The organism is Streptomyces erythrochromogenes (assembly GCF_040684695.1).
Classification (GTDB): domain Bacteria; phylum Actinomycetota; class Actinomycetes; order Streptomycetales; family Streptomycetaceae; genus Streptomyces; species Streptomyces erythrochromogenes_C.
Genome location: NZ_JBFBGM010000001.1, coordinates 232,099 through 248,871 on the forward strand (window position 1 = coordinate 232,099; position 16,773 = coordinate 248,871).

15 protein-coding genes and 1 pseudogene are annotated in these 16,773 nt (G+C 71.1%); 3 read left to right on the forward strand and 13 right to left on the reverse strand.

The window, feature by feature from the left end:
• Positions 1-517: 517 nt before the first annotated feature.
• The 5 genes from AB0O53_RS00955 to AB0O53_RS00975 form a co-directional block, all read right to left on the reverse strand.
• Positions 518-838, reverse strand: coding sequence for a hypothetical protein (locus tag AB0O53_RS00955; RefSeq protein ID WP_365192509.1), 321 nt, complete (start codon positions 836-838; stop codon positions 518-520).
• A 247-nt stretch (positions 839-1,085) separates the two neighbouring features.
• Positions 1,086-2,135 (reverse strand): major capsid protein, encoded by a 1,050-nt coding sequence (locus AB0O53_RS00960; protein WP_365192510.1) that lies wholly within the window; start codon positions 2,133-2,135, stop codon positions 1,086-1,088.
• Positions 2,135-2,554, reverse strand: coding sequence for a head decoration protein (locus tag AB0O53_RS00965; RefSeq protein ID WP_365192512.1), 420 nt, complete (start codon positions 2,552-2,554; stop codon positions 2,135-2,137). Before AB0O53_RS00965 ends, AB0O53_RS00960 begins: the two co-directional genes overlap by 1 nt.
• A 96-nt stretch (positions 2,555-2,650) precedes the next feature.
• The gene (locus AB0O53_RS00970) at positions 2,651-3,178 is read right to left on the reverse strand and encodes a hypothetical protein (RefSeq protein WP_365192514.1); all 528 of its coding nucleotides are present in this window, start codon (positions 3,176-3,178) and stop codon (positions 2,651-2,653) included.
• A 294-nt stretch (positions 3,179-3,472) separates the two neighbouring features.
• Positions 3,473-4,417, reverse strand: a complete 945-nt coding sequence (locus AB0O53_RS00975) for a recombinase zinc beta ribbon domain-containing protein (protein ID WP_365192516.1) — start codon at positions 4,415-4,417, stop codon at positions 3,473-3,475.
• 659 nt (positions 4,418-5,076) lie between these two features.
• On the opposite strand from AB0O53_RS00975, the gene AB0O53_RS00980 reads away from it, so the two are divergent.
• Complete coding sequence (locus AB0O53_RS00980; protein ID WP_365192518.1) at positions 5,077-6,675, forward strand: tyrosine-type recombinase/integrase; 1,599 nt, start codon at positions 5,077-5,079, stop codon at positions 6,673-6,675.
• A gap of 130 nt (positions 6,676-6,805) precedes the next feature.
• On the opposite strand, the pseudogene AB0O53_RS00985 reads toward AB0O53_RS00980, so the two are convergent.
• From AB0O53_RS00985 to AB0O53_RS01020, 8 genes and pseudogenes are all read right to left on the reverse strand, one after another.
• Positions 6,806-6,988, reverse strand: a pseudogene (locus AB0O53_RS00985) (type II toxin-antitoxin system PemK/MazF family toxin); the annotation flags it as partial.
• Between the two features lie 60 nt (positions 6,989-7,048).
• Positions 7,049-7,711 (reverse strand): O-methyltransferase, encoded by a 663-nt coding sequence (locus AB0O53_RS00990; protein WP_350992004.1) that lies wholly within the window; start codon positions 7,709-7,711, stop codon positions 7,049-7,051.
• Positions 7,712-7,802: 91 nt separating this feature from the next.
• Positions 7,803-8,243, reverse strand: a complete 441-nt coding sequence (locus AB0O53_RS00995) for a DUF7144 family membrane protein (protein WP_350992005.1) — start codon at positions 8,241-8,243, stop codon at positions 7,803-7,805.
• A gap of 126 nt (positions 8,244-8,369) precedes the next feature.
• Complete coding sequence (locus AB0O53_RS01000) at positions 8,370-9,827, reverse strand: amidase (protein WP_350992006.1); 1,458 nt, start codon at positions 9,825-9,827, stop codon at positions 8,370-8,372.
• Between the two features lie 68 nt (positions 9,828-9,895).
• Complete coding sequence (locus AB0O53_RS01005; protein WP_350992007.1) at positions 9,896-10,573, reverse strand: hypothetical protein; 678 nt, start codon at positions 10,571-10,573, stop codon at positions 9,896-9,898.
• Positions 10,574-10,973: 400 nt separating this feature from the next.
• Complete coding sequence (locus AB0O53_RS01010) at positions 10,974-11,762, reverse strand: DUF4190 domain-containing protein (protein ID WP_365192521.1); 789 nt, start codon at positions 11,760-11,762, stop codon at positions 10,974-10,976.
• A gap of 136 nt (positions 11,763-11,898) precedes the next feature.
• On the reverse strand, positions 11,899-12,612 hold the full coding sequence (locus AB0O53_RS01015; protein WP_350992017.1) for an alpha/beta fold hydrolase: 714 nt from the start codon (positions 12,610-12,612) through the stop codon (positions 11,899-11,901).
• 74 nt (positions 12,613-12,686) lie between these two features.
• Positions 12,687-13,979 (reverse strand): MFS transporter, encoded by a 1,293-nt coding sequence (locus AB0O53_RS01020; protein ID WP_365192523.1) that lies wholly within the window; start codon positions 13,977-13,979, stop codon positions 12,687-12,689.
• Positions 13,980-14,316: 337 nt separating this feature from the next.
• Between AB0O53_RS01020 and AB0O53_RS01025 the strand changes: the two genes are divergently transcribed.
• Positions 14,317-15,333 (forward strand): LacI family DNA-binding transcriptional regulator, encoded by a 1,017-nt coding sequence (locus AB0O53_RS01025; RefSeq protein ID WP_350992021.1) that lies wholly within the window; start codon positions 14,317-14,319, stop codon positions 15,331-15,333.
• A gap of 160 nt (positions 15,334-15,493) precedes the next feature.
• Positions 15,494-16,693: a thiolase family protein gene (locus AB0O53_RS01030; protein ID WP_365192526.1), complete on the forward strand. Its 1,200-nt coding sequence runs from the start codon at positions 15,494-15,496 to the stop codon at positions 16,691-16,693.
• The last annotated feature ends 80 nt before the right edge of the window (positions 16,694-16,773 follow it).

Genomic DNA, 16,773 nt, shown 5'->3' on the forward strand with positions numbered 1-16,773 from the left:
GACCGTTTTCTCTTCTGCCCGTTTCGGGCCACCTGGGGTAGAAGTTCTAAGTGCGCGATATCGCGCGTACGGTGAGGCGTTCTACGACCTGGGAGAGCACGTGCACCATCCTCGCCCCGCGTACTCGTTATGCGCGGAGAAGGCGTTCCGCGACCGTCTTGCGGAAGCCGGAGCGCAGCTCCTTGAGATGACCTGGTTGGGTAACTCCGCTCCGCACGCGATCCGCTGCGCTGCCGGACATGTTGTTGCTCCGCGCCCCGGCAATCTTCAGCAGGGACAGGGAATCTGCCGGGTCTGCGCCCGACGGTCCCGGGAGGCCGCGGAAGCAGCCTTTCGGGAGCGCCTTGCTGCGGCCGGCGCCACACTGCTGGAAGTGTCCTGGTTCGGGGTCCATACCCCGCACCGCATCAGGTGCGCCGCAGGGCACGAATCCTGGCGCCGACCATCAGCGGTCCGCCGATCAGGCTGGGTATGCAGATCGTGCCCCCGCTCTCTGCCTATCTGACCCTGCTGTCCTTCACCGGCGCGGGCGAGCCACCAGGGGAATGCTGGCGAGGGACACGAACGCGACCTTCTCAGCGTCGTCGGGCGCAGTCTGATCAGCAACATGCGTGAGTCGGCGTTCGAGCGCCGCAACGTTGCTGGTCTGGTCGATCGTGGCGATGCCGTTGATGCTGACGCGCAGCGGTTCAGCCAGCAGGGAGGCGATCCGCTCCTGAAGCACCTCCTGCGCCACGGCCCGCGCCGAGCGGAGCCGTTCGTACCTCTGTCCCAGGTCAGCCGGATCGGAATCCGGTCCGAGCTGCGCCATCAGCCACCGCAGCACCTCGCTGTTCATGATGGTCCCTTCCACACACGGAGCTGGGGAGGAGCAGGTGCTCCTCCCCAGCCGGTCTACGTCGTCTTGCGGGGCGCCTTGGCCTTCGGCGGCGGCTCGCCCTCCCAGCAGGCAGGGTTGGTGATCTGCTCGGCGATGGCCGGGTCCGTCACCTCCGTGCCGGCCGTCAGCACCACAGGGACGCGCTCCTCAGGGTCAAGGACGTGCACCGTGGCCGCGAGAACACCTACGGCCTTCACAGCGGCGCTCACAGGACAGTGGCCGTGATGTGGCAGTCCGGCGACGCCAGGACCGGCATGGCGACGGCGGCCCCCTTTGTCCAAATCTGCACCGGGTCATCCTGAGCGTCCCGTGTGATCACGATGCCCGGGGCCTCCTGCCGCTCGATCTGCGGGTCGGTGCCCCGCGACAGGGCCAGGGACTCGGCTGTGGTGCCGTACTGGGTCTGGCCCCACCGCTTGCGGTCCGGCGGGAGGAGGATCCACTTGTCCTCGGGCAGGACACGCTTGGACACGTCGTCCTGCCAGACCTGAGCCTTGTACAGGGTGATCGGCGGCAGTCCGTACGTGCCGCGTACGGAGTTCACCTGCTCCGGGGTGAGCGCGGACGTCGGGGTCTGGCCGCCGGCCGGGGTGCCGTAGTACGCGGCCCGGTAGGCGCCGTTGCCGGCCAGGTGGGACGCCGCCCTACGGGAGGTGACGACCATCTCGGGGGCCGGGGCGCCGATGGAGTCGAGGTAGTCGATCCAACGAAGCTCGTCCGCGAGTGGGTCCGCGTCCGGTGCGCTCCACGGCTTGGGGGCGGTCGGCATGTTCGCCGCGGGGACTCCGTAGTCCACTTCGACGGTCAGGCCGTTCTCCCCGGCCAGAGTGAAGCGGCCGTCCACGAGGACATCGCCCGCGGAGAGCTCCAGGCGGGAGCGGATCGCTTCTACGTGTCGCTCGACATCGTCGTAGAGCAGTTCGATCAGCCGGTCCTCATCCGCGCCGCGTGTCGCGTCGAGGAGCAGCTGCTCCATTTCGCCGACGAGGAGCTTCTGACCCAGGGCGGGCAGGGTGCCCTCCGTGGTCGTCTGCTCCGCCTGCCGGCGGGCGATCGGCACGGACGCGTCGTAGGCACGGTAGGAGGCCGTGTTCACGCGCCGCTTGGTGTTGCGGATGCGCCACTTCACGTCCTGCACCTGCGTCTCCGCGAAGACGGTCTGCGTGAGCAGGAAGTCCTTCGGGTTCGGGATGGAGCGGGCGTAGACGGTGAGGTCCGCGACGGACACGTTCTTCAGCAGGTCGGCGATGCTCATCAGCTCACCGCCAGGAAGCGAATCTGCGCAGCCGTCGGGTTTGCGGCGATCTTCGTGACGTCGATGCCACCTGGGACCTTCGCGGTCTTCACAGTGCCGTGCCAGAACAGCGCGGCCGGGATCTTGGTCTGGCCACTGGTGAATGCGGCCTCAGCGAACACCAGGCCAGCGAGGACCTGGCGGCCGTCGGTCGCGGCCGGGTCGTACGCCCCGTACAGGCCGGAGGCGGTGATGCGGCCTACGGGCACACCGGAACGCACGAAGCCGTGCGGGCCGGCGGCCGTGGGTTCGACGTAGTGGGTGCTCTTGGTGAGCTTGGTCAGATCGAGGGTGATTGTCTCGGTGGAATCGGTGCCGTGCCGGGAGGCGAGCCAGTCCCGGTCAGCGGCGAGGGTGACGGTGGTGGTCGGCTGGATCAAGCCGCTTCTCCTATGTGCAGGAGCGGCCTGCTCTCACCTGATGGTGGAGCGGTCCACGAGGAGTGCGGGGCGTGGTCCCCGAAGGCGCGCGGTCGGTCAGGAGCTCGGCGGCAGCAGGCCACGGCGCCGAGCCATCGCGAGACCGCCCTCACCCGGCTTGGGAGCCGAACCTCCGGGGCGCGGCGGAGGCGCGGAAGCCGGGGCGCCACCTGGAGCAGGCGGAACGTGACCGGCGCCCGGAGCGGCTACCCGGAACAGCTCCGGCCGGCGGCTCTGAAGGTCGGTGACAGCCTCCTCGAGAGCCGTGGCGTCCGCGTCGTCCGCAAGCCGGAGCAGCGCCACCGCATCCTCCAGGTTGTCGCCGACCGCACCGCGACCAGCGAGCGCGGACCGGCGGACGGCGCTGCGCTCCCTCGCGGCAGCAGCAGCCTCACGCTGTGCTGCGGCCGTCTCCCGTGCCGAAAGGTCCTGCTCACGGCGCTGCGCGTCGGTGAGCTGCTCCTGCTCTGCGTCACGCTGCTGCGTGACCCACTGCTCCAGCTCGGCCGCGGAGGTGAACCCCAGCTTCTCGACCAGGTCGCGGCGGCCAGCTCGGGAACCCTGATCCTTCTCGCGGGCCATCATCTGCTGAAGCTGCTGCTGCCCCAGGGTGACCTGCGGCTCACCCCCGTTGGAAGGGTCTTCCGAAATCGATCGGCTGAAATGCGTTGCCGACCGGACCCTAGGCACTCCCACCTGCGGAAAGCAACTTCAGTTCCCCGGAGAGCATCCCCAGTTGACAGGAGTTGCGGGGGCAAGGCAAGATCCAGACATCGCCGGATTGCTCCCAATGGGTGCAGTCGTGCTGACTGTGTGTTCACCGACGGGTGTGCGCACACGGGCGCGGAGCGAGGCCGCGGAGCACCGGGTCGGCGTTCCTCAGCTCAGACCCGTGCGCCACTCGATCCGGATGCGGCCGTGCGGATCATGGCCGCGGCCACCGCCCGAGGGCAGGACATGGACCTTGGTCACCGCGAGGTGAACGAGGGCGCGCTGTGAAGCGCGGGGTGCAGACATCCACCAGGCGACGATCTCGTGCACGTCCGCGATCGGGACGCTTGTAATCTGCTCAAGGAAGCGGATGCGTGCCTGGCATGCCTTGAGGTCGTCCCTTGTGGCCGCCTCCGCCGCCTTGTACGCCTGGGGCAGCATGGACTTCCGCATCGACTTGAGTGTGGCGAACCGCTCCTCGGCGCCTTCGACATGGGCGCGCAGTCTCACGACTTCCTTGGCAGCGTCGAGCTGAAGCCTCAACAGTTTCTCGTGAACCCCTGGGCGCAGGATGTCGGCGAGGACTTCTTCGGCCAGGGCGGATTCCAGGCGGTCTGCATTCATGCGGACCTTGCCGCACGACTTCCGCGTCTGGGTGGGAGGCAGGCAGCGGTAGCCCGGGCCGGCATCGGCGTTGACGCGGGCTCCGGACATGTCGTAGCCGCAAGACCCGCAGTCCGCGATCCCCTGTGTAGCCAGGTACTCGTAGGCGACGCGCGGCGCCGCCGCTGCCGTTGCGCCGTCGGTGAAGATCCGCAGCAACCTGAGGAACTCGTCCGGCGTCAGGACGGTTTCCCCGAACCCTTCAATCGGCTCACCGTCGGAGTCCAGGCCGGCCATCCTCGGGTTCGACAGGGTTCGAGCGAGGGTTTCGCCGCGCCAGAGTCCGCCCAGCGCAGTGCGGTGCCCTTGATCGTTCAGCCAGTTCGCGATCCCGTTCCGCGACTCCGGCGGGTCGGCGATGAGGAACCGGGACGCCGCTCGACGCAGGAACGCCGCTTCTGCGTGGACGAGCCCACCCCCACCGTTGGCGTATCCGCACAGCCTTGCCATGTCCCGCTGATCTCCGATCGGTGCCGCCCTGATCGACTGTCGATGAGGGCCTGATCTCTATCTAATAGGCCAACGCTTGTGATGCATAACTCGCAGCACGTCTGCAACTTTCCCGCTACGGCATATAGCCAGGTGAGCGCGCCACAAGGGTTGCATGACAGTGACGGAGGTCACAAGCGTGCGGAGTGTGGAGTGGCGCCTTCCGGTCTGCCGTCCGGGGAAATGCCTGATGGCCCGACCCGTGCAGGGCCGAGCCATCAGATATAGGCCAGCGTGTATCTCAGGATCGGACTCCGAGGACCTCCCACAGGGAAGCCGTTGCGACGCGGCATGTCGCCCCGAGTGTGATGACCCGAGCCGGAAACAGCTCTGCCTTGATCAGCTCGTACGCCTTGTCCTTGCCGATCCCCAAGGCCCTGGCTGCAGTCGTCACGCTCACCGCCGGCGGCAGCGCCACTAGCTCCGCCATCGTCATCGGGGCCGAACGCGCCCCAGCCGTCGGTCGCTCCGCGTGCTCACGGACAGAAGAGGGCATAGGTGATCAAATCCTTCGCCCCCGCGCCACCTGACCAGAAGCCTACGGTGCCCGGAGAGGCGTCCCGCTCGCTACAGAAGGATGAGGAAAGACAAGGACAACCAAGGCCTCGTGGGGGACCGCCATGTTCAGCGGCAGCATCTACAAGCGGTGCAAGTGCACCGAACCCAAACTCGACGACGTCGGCCAGCCTGTCCTGGATCCGAACGGAATCGCCAAGACTCGTGAGCTGGGGACCCGCTGCCCCGAACTGAAAAGGCGCGAGCACGGAAGCTGGTACTACTACGTCAACCTTCCGGACGGCCCCCGCGGCGAACGCCGCCGACCCCGCAAGGGAGGGTTCCTCACTCGGGCGGCAGCTCAGCAAGCAGCCCTAAAGCTCTGGAGCGAGGCCAACCATGGCATCAAAGTCGAATCCCGCGAGACTGTCGAACAGTTCCTGCGGCGTTGGCTGAAAAACCGAGTCGATCTCAAGCGAAAGACTCGCTGCGACTACGCCGACTTCATCGAGCGGCTCTATGTCCCAGCTCTGGGGCGGCTGACGATGCGCGAGCTCAGGACCCGGCACATCCAGGCGATGTTCGAGGACATCTGGGCCTACAACAAGGTCAAGGAGGCCAACCGTAAGCGTGCAGAGCAGGCTCGGAACGCCTGCGAAGCCGCCCGTCAGGCATGGCGGGCGGCCCCAGCTCCGAGGCCGCCTGACCTGCGCCGACGATGGGACGAGGCCAAGGCGACCCTCAAGGAAACCAGGGCTCAGCCCCGCCAGGACACTGGGCCGGGGACGCAGAAGCGCATCCTCGACGCACTCTCATCCGCCCTCAAGGCCGCCGTAATGGAAAAGCTCATCGCCGAGAACTGGGCCGATGAGGTCGTGATCCCCAAGTACGAAAAGCCGCGAGCCCTTGTGTGGACGGAGGAACGGATAGCGCGCTGGCGCGAGACCGGAGAAAGGCCCAGCTCCGTCATGGTGTGGACCCCAGAACTCACCGGACGGTTCCTGGACGCGGCCGCCGGCCACCGCATGTACGTGATGTGGCACCTGCAGGTATTCCGAGGCCCTCGCCGAGGCGAGGCGGCGGGCCTTATGTGGGCCGAGGTCGACATGGCGAAGGGAGCAGTCAACATCGTTCAGCAGCTCGTCTCTGACACATCACACAGGCTCTTCGAGGAGACCCCTAAGAGCCGAAGCGGTCGACGTACCATCGCCCTGGACTCTGCAACCCACGAGCTGCTGCGAGCTTGGCGCAAGGTGCAGGAGGCCAAGCGAGTCGAGTGGGAGACGAAGCATAGGGAGAACCCCGAGAAGTACGGCCCGTACGTGGACAGCGGCTACGTGTTCACCCAGGACAACGGGACGCCATGGCACCCTGACAACGTCTCGAAGGTCTTCGACCGGCTCCTGAAGCGCCTGGACATGCCCCCGATTCGGCTCCACGACCTCCGTCACTGCGCGGCATCCCTGAGCCTCGCTGCCGGCTTGTCCATGAAGGCGATCCAAGCCCTCCTCGGGCACGCAACCTTCACGCTGACGGCGGACACCTATTCGAGTCTGATGCCGCAGTTCGAGAAGGAAGCCGCTGACGCTCCCGTGGCCTTGGTGCCGCGTGCGCAGGTGCAGACACATCCAGAGCTGGTGCCCGCATCCCCAACCGATGTGAAAGTGGAGATCACGCTCATCAAGGGAACGGGGGATGGTGACAAGGCCAGGACGGCTGCCTAGCCTTGCGTCCCCCGTTTGTCCCCCGGATGTGAAAAAGGGGCCTCCCGGAGATCGTTTCGGGAGGCCCCTTCTGCGTGTATGTGCTGGTCAGCAGCCGTGGAGGCGAAGGTTCGCGAATCGGTTGAGGGCCGTTCTCCTCGAAGGGGACCCAGGTCCACACGATCTCACCGGGATCGGGGTCGCCGTCGGGATCCGGGGCGTACTCGGTCCGCACCGGCCCGATGGCGTGCGGGTCGGCCTCCGTGGTGGCCGTGGCGCCGTCGCGGCCCGGCTGGTCGGCGCGGCCGTTGCTGTGGTGTGAAAGTGCCGTCATCCGGGCGAGAGTACTGCCTGCCCGCCGTGCGGGCGTGGTGCCCGGTGATCGGGGGCGGCGTCAGTCCGTGACCAGGGCCATGACGAAACCGTCGTACCCCTTGCCGCCGACGGTCTGCAGGGCGGTGGCGCTGAGCCGGGGGTGCTCGGCGATGAGTTCGGTGAAGCGGCGCACGCCCCGTACCCGGGGGTCGGTGCTGGCCGGGTCGACCACGGCGCCGTCGCGCACGACGTTGTCGCCGATGATGATGCTGCCGGGCCGGGTGAGCCGGAGGGCCCACTCCAGGTACTCGGGATTGGACGGCTTGTCCGCGTCGATGAACACGAGGTCGAAGGGGGCCAGGCCGGTGAGTCCCGGCAGGAGGTCGACGGCCCGGCCCCGGCGGATCTCGACCCGGTCCGCCAGCCCGGCGCGGGCGATGTTGGCGGCGGCGGTGTCGGCGCACCGCTCGTCCACCTCCAGCGTGACCAGCCGACCGCCCTCGGGGAGCGCCCTGGCCAGCCAGATGGTGCTGTACCCGCCCAGGGTGCCGATCTCCAGGATGGTGCGGGCGCCGCGGATCCTGGCCAGGAGGTTCAGCAACTTGCCCTGGTTCGGGGCGACCTGATGGGCGGGAAGTCCCGCTGCCTCGCTGTCCGCGGCCGCGGCGGTCAGTGCCTCGTCCTCCCCGACCAGCAATCCGTCGAAGTACGCGTCGACCGCCGTCCAGGTCTGCTGGCTCACGGCATCCCCCTCATGTAGGTTCCCAAAGGGAACTTACACCAACCGGGGGCGCGTTCGTGGCTCAGGTCCGGTCAGGTCCGGTCAGGTCGGGTCAGGTCAGGTCCGCCTCGTGGTGCGCGCCCGTGCACAGCGCCCAGACGACGAGGATGTTGACGGCGATGAGCACCAGCGCCCACAACGGGTAGTACGGCAGCCACAGGAAGTTGGCGAACGCCCCCAGGCCGGCGACCGTGATGCCGAAGTAGCGCGCCCACAGGGCCCCGCTGAACAGGACGGCGCAGCCGGCCGCGACGAGGGCGATGCCCAGGATGAGGTGCACCCAGCCCCAGCCGGTCAGGCTGAACTCGAACAGGTAGTGGCGGGTCACGACGAACAGGTCGTCGCTGGCGACGGCGGCGAGCCCCTCGAAGAACGCCATCGCCCCGCCGAAGATCATCAGGACGGCCGCCAGGACGGTTCTGCCCGACGTGGCCGCGTTCCACGGGTCCGGATGCGTGCGGGCCGCCTGCGGCCTGCCGGCGTCAGTGGCCATGTCGAACTCCTCGGGTGGCAGGGCCGACCGGGCGGGGCCGAGGCCGGCGAGATCCCCCCTTCAGCGTGTCACGGGGGCTCCCCCTCGGCATTCCGGACCGCCCGGCACCCTGTCGCGGCCGGCCTCTCAGCCCGGACGCCGCGCCGCCCAGTCCTCCGCCGCCTCCACCTGCGCCGCCAGCCCCAGCAGCAGCGGTTCCGAATCGGCCGGGCCCAGCAACTGGGCACCGACCGGCAGGCCGTCGTCCGTCAGCCCGGCCGGGATGTTCACCCCGGGCCAGCCCAGGACGTTCCACGTCCAGGCGTACGGGCAGGCGGCGATCATCGCCCGGTCCGTGGCCATGGCGCCCATCCCGGCCAGCGCCCCGATCCGCAGCGGGGGAGTGGCCGTCGTCGGCGTCAGGACCACGTCGAAGCGCCCGAAGATCTCACCGACCCGCCTGCGCAGCAGGGCCTCCGCCCGGCGGGAGACCCGCAGCGGCAGGCCCCCCAGCAGCCGGCCGGTCCGTACGGCCTCGTGCGTACGCGGGTCCAGCAGCGCCGGATCCGGCATCCGCGCCGCCCAGTCCCGTACGCCGCTGGTCGCGCGGGGTACGAAGGTCAGGCCGATCGGGCCGTAGCGGGGGTCCTCGGGGACCACCTCATGGCCCAGCGACTCCAGCCGCGCGGCCAGCCGCTCCACTGCCGAGCGCACCTCCGGGTCCAGCGACTTGGGCGTCGCCGTGAAGGCCATCCCGAAGGACAGGGCGATCCGCAGCCGACGCGGGGTGCGCCGGGCCGCCTCGACCGCGCGGATGCGCGCCGGGCGGTGCAGGTCCTCGGGGTGCGGTCCGCTCGCGGCGTCCAGCAGCAGGGCCGCGTCCGCGACCGTGCGGGCCAGTACCCCGTTGACCGTGAGTCCGTTGAAGGACTCCGGCTCCGGCCAGGTGGAGATGCGCCCGCGCTGGGGTTTCACGCCGACCAGGTGGGTCCAGGCGGCGGGGATGCGCACCGACCCGGCCCCGTCCGAACCGAGCGCGGCCGGAACCAGGCCCGCCGCCACGGCGGCCGCCGAACCGCCCGAGGAACCGCCCGGCGTGTAGGACCGGTTCCACGGATTGCGGGTCGCGCCGAAGGCCCCGCCCTCGGTGAAGGGCCACTGGCCCAGCTCCGGCGTCTGGGTCTTGCCGACGATGACCGCACCGGCCGCCCGCAGCCGGCGTACCGCCTCGCTGTCGGCGGTCTTCGGGGCGAAGGACCCGGCGCAGCCGAAGGCTGTCGCCTCGCCCGCCACGTCCATGTCGTCCTTCACCGCGAGCGGCACGCCCAGCAACGGCAGCCGTTCGCCCGCGGCGAGCCTGCGGTCGGCCGCGTCCGCCTCGGCGAGGGCGGCTTCGGCGCGCACGGTCCGGAAGGCGTTGAGCTCCGGCTGCGCCGCCGCGATCCGGCGCAGGGCCTGCTCGGTCAACTGCCGTGCCGAGACGCTCCCTTCGGCGAGCGCGGCGGCCATCGCGACCAGCCCGCGGTCCGCCGCGGCAGCAGCCGCCGACGGCGCCGCCGACCGCTCCGAGGCCGCTGCCGTGGCAGCACCCGAGGACTCCGACATCGTGAACCACTCCCCCCATTACCGACCGGTAGGTAGACGGTAACGGCGGGGCGCGGCCGCGTCACCCGTCAGAGCAGGTGCGTTACTTCCTCACCCCAGGACGAGAGGGCGTCGACGGCCCGCAGCCGGTGCGGCCCGTCGCGGAGGGCCGTGGCGCGGACGAGGTCGCGGTGGTCCGGTATCCGGTCGGCGAGGGAGGGCAGCCGGAGCACGGCCAGCAGGAGTCCCAGGGCCGCCTCGCGGACCTCCGGCGGCGCGGCGGCGCCGCCTTCGAGGAAGGGCCGCGCGGCCGCGTGGAACTCCGGGGCGAGATCGAGGAACGCCTCCAGGTCCTCCTCGTCGCCGCAGGGCCGCTCCCGCTGGGCGATCGCCTCCACGACGGAGTCCCCCAGCCAGTCGAGCAGACCGGCCCGCAGGAGGAACGGGGCCCGCGGGCCGTGTTCCACCTCCTCCTGCGCGACGCGGTCGGTGACCGGCCGCAGGGTCCGGGGATCTCCCAGGACGGCGGCCACGAACCGGGCCGCGGGGGCCGTGGCCGTGTAGAAGACCTGCTGGCGGGTGTGGGCCTCGACGAGGGCCCGGAAGGCCCAGCCCTGGACACCGGGATCGTCGTCCAGGAGCTCCAGCAGCAGCACCGGCGTGGCCGGCGCCACGTCGGGGCAGCAGTGCTCCACCGCGTTCCAGTCGGTCCGCAGGAGGAGGTCCCGCGGGTCGACACGACCTTCGTACTCACCGTCGTCGTTCATCGGACCAGTCTCGCAACCGCCTCTGACACCGGGCCTGCCGTGCCGCAGCCCGGAGAAGGCGGCTCGTGGTCCGGCAGCCCCCGAACAGCCCCCGGAACTCGCCCGCGTACACCGAATGGTGCAGGCCGCCCGATGACCGCACCGTCGGGTGCAGGACCGGATGACCGCATCCGGAGGTCGTGGGCGCTCCTGATCCCTCCGTAGGTTCTGGATCACCGGAACGACACACAGGAGGACGGGATGGCAACGACGAAGGGGGACCGCGCCCAACTGGTGATCCTCGCCTACGAGACGGGTCTCGTCCGAGTGGGCAGCTGAGCCGTGCCCGCACGGGGCGCGGGGCCGCCACCGGGATCGGTGGCGGCCCCGCCGGCCTGCGGTTGCGCGAGGTGGCGGCGGGTCAGGCGCCGGCGGCGCGGGCCGAGCCGGTGCTCGCCCCGCTGCTGTCGCCCAGGAAGCAGGTGACCTCGCGGTCGCCGAGGGCCCAGGTGGTGGACTGCGGGAAGTAGTAGTAGACCTCCAGCTTCTCCGCGAGCCCCGGATCCTTGCCCACGTAGTCGGTCAGCAGCGTGCCGCCGCACTTCTCCTTGGCGAGCGCGGTGACCTTCTCCGTACCCGGGTACGTGCCGTTGTCCAGGTTGAAGACGGCGTACGCCTCACCCTCGTGCGGCTGGTCGCAGGGGACCACGCGCACCGAGAAGGAGGCCTCGCCGCCGTCCTCGTCCTGGTACTCCGCCAGATCGCCGTTCGTGTTGAAGCAGTCCCCCTTGCGGATGTCGCTCACCTTGACCGAACCCGAGCCGGTGACCTGGCCGGTGGTGTCGCGCTTCGGCGAGGCGCCGCTCTCCAGAGCTCCGGAGAGGCCGAGCACGAGCAGGATCCCGTAGAAGGCGATGGTCACCCCGTGGATGACGATGGCCGCCACGGCGAAGCCCTTGCCCTTCTCGCCGCGCCCCCGGATCTGGGACAGGGCCACGATGCCGAGGATCAGGGGGACCAGCGGGATGGCGCACACGAGCGACATGACGAACGCGACGATGGCCAGCGCGTTGGTCTTCTGCGGAGCCTGCGGCGCATACCAGCCCTGCTGGCCGCCGTACGGTGCGGGCGCGGGGTGGCCCGGCTGCCCGTACGGTCCCTGCTGCGGGTACGGCTCGGGGGACGGCGGGGGACCCGGAGGTATGGACATGCGCGGGGAGCTCCTTGCTCAGAGGGTGGACGCGGCCGACGGGGCGGCGGAGGTCGGCCGCCCCGTGAAGGCAGGCTCGATGGTCGCACGGGCCTCGGACATCACGCGCCCCGGTGTCCCCGCCGGCCGGCGCCTCCTACCGCGACGGTGCCTGCCGGACCCATCCCTCCAGGGAGGCCATGAACCCGTCGAAGTCGTCACGGTGGATGGTGTGGCCGGCGCCCGCGACCGAACGGACCTCGAAGCCGCGGGACTTCAGCGTCCTCGCCCGCTCCGGCGTGATCAGGGTGCTGGGGTCGGCCAGCTGCACCAGGGAGGGGACCACGGGCGCCGCCGGCATCAGGTCGGCGCCGAGCAGCGGGGCGAGGCTCAGCGCCGTGCCCTCGTCCCACGACGCCAGGGTCTCCAGCTCGATGTCGACGTCCACCTCCTCCCAGCGCGGGTTCATCGCCCGGATCTCCTCCCTGGTCGCCGTCTTGAACTGCGCCAGCAGCTCCGGGCCGAAGCCCTCCACGGGGGCCGCCAGGTGCCAGGCCGGGTCGGAGAACACCGCCCGCCGCGGCTTCAGCCGGTCCACCGCCAGCGACAGCGTCAGGCCGCCGAGGGAGTGGCCGATGGCGAGTTCGGCGCCGGCCGGCAGGGTCTCGACCACGTCGTCGGCGTAGTGCCGCGGGCTGTACTCGCCGCGGCCGCTGGCCCCGTGACCGCGCAGGTCCACGGCGATGACGTGGTAGCCGAGGTCGGCGAGGGCCGGTCCGACCCGGCGCCAGGTCCGGTGGTCGGCCATGATGCCGTGGATCAGGAGGGCGAAACGGTCGCCCTCGCCCCAGGTCTGCGTGTGCAGCTGCACGGTGGTGCCTTTCTCGGCGGCGTTCGGTGAACGGTGAGCAGGTGAGTATCGGTCGAAGAGGGGTGGAGAGGGGCTCAGCGCACGCCGCGGATCGGCTTGACGGCCAGGGCCCCGGCCACGGCGAGGACGGCCGCGACGACGAACAGCGCGGTGTAGCCGCCGCTGACGGAGACGACGACCGAGGCGACGAAGGGCGCGATGATCTGCGGGCCGGCGTTGGCGATGTTGAGCACGCCCATGTCGCGGGCGGCGTCCTCGGCGCTCGGGAGCACCATCGTCACGAGCGCGGTGTCCACCGCCATGTAACAGCCGAACGCCAGCCCGTTGACCGCGGCGAAGGCCAGCATCGCGGCCCAGCTCGTGGAGACGGCGGGGATGACGAGCGCGACCGCCGACAGCAGGGCGGAGGCGCCGACGAACAGCTTGCGGCGGTCGAAACGGTCCGAGAGGTACCCGCCGAGGACCGTGGAGACCACCATCGCCACGCTGGTCAGCGGCATCAGCAGCGCCACTGCCGCCTCGGGCTTCATATCACCGGGGAGCACGGTGTGGTCCTGCAGGATGTAGAGCTGGTAGCCGCTCACCGCGAAGTAGCCGAGGACCAGCAGGGCCCGGCCGATGAAGGCCCACCGGAAGTCGTGGTCCCGCAGCGCGCTCGCGAAGGCGGCGAGCTGCTCCCGGACGGGCAGCGGGGCACGGGCCGGGAGCCGTTCCTCCCGGCCGCAGGCGGTGAACAGGACGGCGGCGCCCGCCACGAGCGCGCCGAGGACGAGGTACCCGGTCCGGTAGTCCTCCGAGAAGGCCGCCCCGATCAGCGCGCCGAGGGTCGAGCCGAAGGGCAGGCCGAGGCCGACCGCCGCGGAGGCCTTGCCGCGGGCGTTCACGGGGACCCGGTCGGGCACCACGGAGGTGATGGCCGCCTGGTAGACGTTCATGACGGCCTGTCCGAGGCACCAGGCGATGGTGATCAGCAGGATCGTGTCGGCGAAGCCGAGCAGGAGCATCGCCGGTACGGCGGCCAGCCCGCCGCCGAGGATCCAGGGGTTGCGTCGTCCGCTGCGGTCGGACAGGGCGCCGGCGAGGGGGTTGAAGACCGTGGCGAAGACCGCCGAGATGCCCGCTATCAGGCCGAAGTTCGCCACCTTGTCCGCCGGGTCGACGTCCTCCACCTGAAGCGCGAGCAGGACCCCGGCCACCCCGACGTACAACGCGTACATGGCGCTGTTTCCGACGAGCAGCAGGGGGAGCAGGCCCCGCGGGGCGGGACCGGCGGGACCGGCGGGATCGGCGCCGGCGCGGGTCACGGGGGTTTCGGCGGTGCGGCCGGCGGCGGCGTCGGAGCCGGTGCCGGGGGAGGAAAGGGCCACGGTGCCCTCCTGGGCAGGTGCGAACGGACAGGGGGAGGAAGGGGATTGAGAAGGCCGGAGCCGAGGGGAGGGGCGCGCCGACGCCGGGGCGGGCCGGCGCGGGCGGGGGTGAGGGGTGCGCGCCGCCCTGTCGCGACGGCGGGGGTGCGACGGAGCGCGACAGGACGGCGGCACGACGGGGCACGCGCCACGTGCGGTGACGCATGGGGCGAGGGGTGCGACGAGGATGCAATGCGTTGGTTACACGTGTCAATGACTCGTGTAATCACTGTGTAGCACTCGTTTCCGGCCATCCGCCAGACCCGGGGCCCGTCCGTTCTGGAAAGATGCCACGGCAATGTCTCAGTCATCGAAGTCGCCGGAGCCGCCGGCCCCCGTTCCCACCAGCGCCGACGTGGCCCGACGCGCGGGCGTGTCGCGCGCGACGGTCTCGTACGTGCTGAACAACGCCGAGGCCGTCCGGATCAGCGAGCCCACCCGGCGCAGGGTCCGCGAGGCGGCCGAGGAACTCGGCTACGTCCCGCACGCCGCCGCCCGCAGCCTGCGCGCCGGACGCACCCGGATCGTGCTGCTGCCCACCCCGCACGTGCCGATCGGTCCGCTCTACAGCACCTTCCTCAACGAACTGCAGTGGGCGCTGCGCAGGCTCGACTACACCGTCGTGCAGTACGGGAGCCTCGGCCTCGGCGGGGACGAGGCCGTCCGGGCGTGGGCGGAGCTGCGTCCGGTGGCGGTCATATCCCTCGGCGAGATCACGCTCTCCGCCCACAACGTCGCCACCCTCAAACGGGCCGGTGCCCGCGCGGTGATCACGATGGGCCCGGTCGGCGTGCCCGGGGCGCACGCCCTGGTCATGGACCAGCAGGAGGTCGGCGCCCGGGCCGCCGCGCACCTGGTCGAGCGGGGCCGCCGGCGTATCGGCGTGGTGGTCCCGCGGGAGGAGGGGCTGGAGCTGTTCTCGGCGCCCCGGCTGGCGGGAGCCCGCGGCGTGGCGGGCGCGGAGGTCGAGGCCCTGCCGATGGCGTACTCGGAGGAGTCCGCCGCGGAACTCGCCGCCCGGTGGCGCGGGCTGCGGCTGGACGCGGCGTTCGCGTACAACGACGAGTACGCGATGCTGCTGATGCGGGCCCTGCAGGACGAGGGGCTGCGCGTCCCCGGGGACGTGGCCGTGATCGGCGCCGACGACCTGCTCATCGGACGGCTCCTGCGGCCCCGGCTGAGCACGGTGCGGATCGAGATGCCGACCGGGGACCACCTGGCGTCGCTCGTGGACCACGCGGTGCGCGAGCCGTCGGAGGTCACGCAGCGCCACGACCTCATGGCCGCGGAGGCCGTCCACCGCGAGTCGACCTGACGGCGCCGCCGCCGCCCGTCCCGGAGGGGGCGTTGACAGGCGGTGACCTGCGGACGGAGACTGCGGGCGCGCCCCACCGGGCGTGCCCGGCGGCGTGCCCCGGTGCCCACACCGGCACCGATGCGCCGGCGACCGTACGGATCCGCCCAGGAGAGCCCCCATGAGCATCCGCACCGTCCGCGACGTCTACGTCGTCGACGCCGTCCGCACCCCGATCGGCAAGTTCGGCGGCGCCCTCGCCGGGGTCCGCCCGGACGACCTGGCCGCGCACGTGGTGCGCGCGCTGGTGGACCGTACGCCCGACCTCGATCCGGCCCGCATCGACGACGTCGTCTTCGGCGACGCCAACGGCGCGGGCGAGGACAACCGCGACGTGGCCCGCATGGCGGTGCTGCTGGCCGGCCTGCCCGTCACCGTCCCCGGTGTCACCGTCAACCGGCTCTGCGGATCCGGTCTGGAGGCCGTGATCCAGGCCGCCCGGGCCATCGCGGTCGGCGACGCCTCCGTGGCGATCGCGGGCGGCGTCGAGTCGATGAGCCGCGCCCCCTGGGTGGTCCAGAAGCCCGAACGGGCCTTCCCGGCCGGACACCAGCAGATGTGGTCCACCACGCTGGGCTGGCGGATGACGAACCCGCGGATGCCCGCCGAGTGGACAGGCTCCCTCGGCGAGGGCGCCGAACTGATCGCCGACAAGTACGCCGTCACCCGCGAGGCACAGGACGCCTTCGCGCTGGAGAGCCACCGCAAGGCCGCGGCCGCCTGGGCCGCCGGCCTGTACGACGGCGAGGTCGTGCCCTACGAGGGCGTGGACCTCGCGCGGGACGAGTGCATCCGCGAAGGCTCGACCCCCGAGGCGCTGGCCAAGCTCAAGCCCGCGTTCCGGACCGACGGCCGGGGCACGGTCACGGCCGGCAACGCCTCCCCGCTCAACGACGGCGCGGCCGCCCTGCTGCTGACCGACGAGGCCGGCCTGGCCGCCACCGGCCGGGAACCCCTCGCGCGGATCAGCGCCTCCGCCGTCACCGGGATCGAGCCCCAGCTGTTCGGCCTCGGTCCGGTGGACGCCGTGCAGCGCGCGCTCGGCAAGGCCGGCCGCGGATTCGGCGACCTCTCCGTCCTCGAACTCAACGAGGCCTTCGCGGCGCAGGCCCTGGGCTGCCTGGCGGCCTGGCCCGAGCTGGATCCGGCCGTGGTCAACCCGCGCGGCGGTGCCATCGCGATCGGTCACCCGCTGGGTGCCTCGGGCGCCCGGCTGGCCGGCTCGGTCGCGCACCAGCTGGCCGCGGCGGGCTCCGGCACCGGCATGGCGGCGCTGTGCATCGGCGTGGGCCAGGGCATCGCGCTCGTCCTGGAGCGCTGACCCCCGCGACCACGGCGTCGATCGTTTCCGGTCAGCCCGCATCGTCAACTGCCCAATAACTGAACAGAAGTGGCGCCTCC

Coding starts and splice junctions, on each gene's coding strand:
- AB0O53_RS00955 (WP_365192509.1), bottom strand. CDS start 838: ATGAACAGCGAGGTGCTGCGGTGGCTGATGGCGCAGCTCGGACCGGAT.
- AB0O53_RS00960 (WP_365192510.1), bottom strand. CDS start 2,135: ATGAGCATCGCCGACCTGCTGAAGAACGTGTCCGTCGCGGACCTCACC.
- AB0O53_RS00970 (WP_365192514.1), bottom strand. CDS start 3,178: ATGATGGCCCGCGAGAAGGATCAGGGTTCCCGAGCTGGCCGCCGCGAC.
- AB0O53_RS00975 (WP_365192516.1), bottom strand. CDS start 4,417: ATGGCAAGGCTGTGCGGATACGCCAACGGTGGGGGTGGGCTCGTCCAC.
- AB0O53_RS00980 (WP_365192518.1), top strand. CDS start 5,077: ATGTTCAGCGGCAGCATCTACAAGCGGTGCAAGTGCACCGAACCCAAA.
- AB0O53_RS00995 (WP_350992005.1), bottom strand. CDS start 8,243: ATGGCCACTGACGCCGGCAGGCCGCAGGCGGCCCGCACGCATCCGGAC.
- AB0O53_RS01000 (WP_350992006.1), bottom strand. CDS start 9,827: ATGTCGGAGTCCTCGGGTGCTGCCACGGCAGCGGCCTCGGAGCGGTCG.
- AB0O53_RS01005 (WP_350992007.1), bottom strand. CDS start 10,573: ATGAACGACGACGGTGAGTACGAAGGTCGTGTCGACCCGCGGGACCTC.
- AB0O53_RS01010 (WP_365192521.1), bottom strand. CDS start 11,762: ATGTCCATACCTCCGGGTCCCCCGCCGTCCCCCGAGCCGTACCCGCAG.
- AB0O53_RS01025 (WP_350992021.1), top strand. CDS start 14,317: ATGTCTCAGTCATCGAAGTCGCCGGAGCCGCCGGCCCCCGTTCCCACC.
- AB0O53_RS01030 (WP_365192526.1), top strand. CDS start 15,494: ATGAGCATCCGCACCGTCCGCGACGTCTACGTCGTCGACGCCGTCCGC.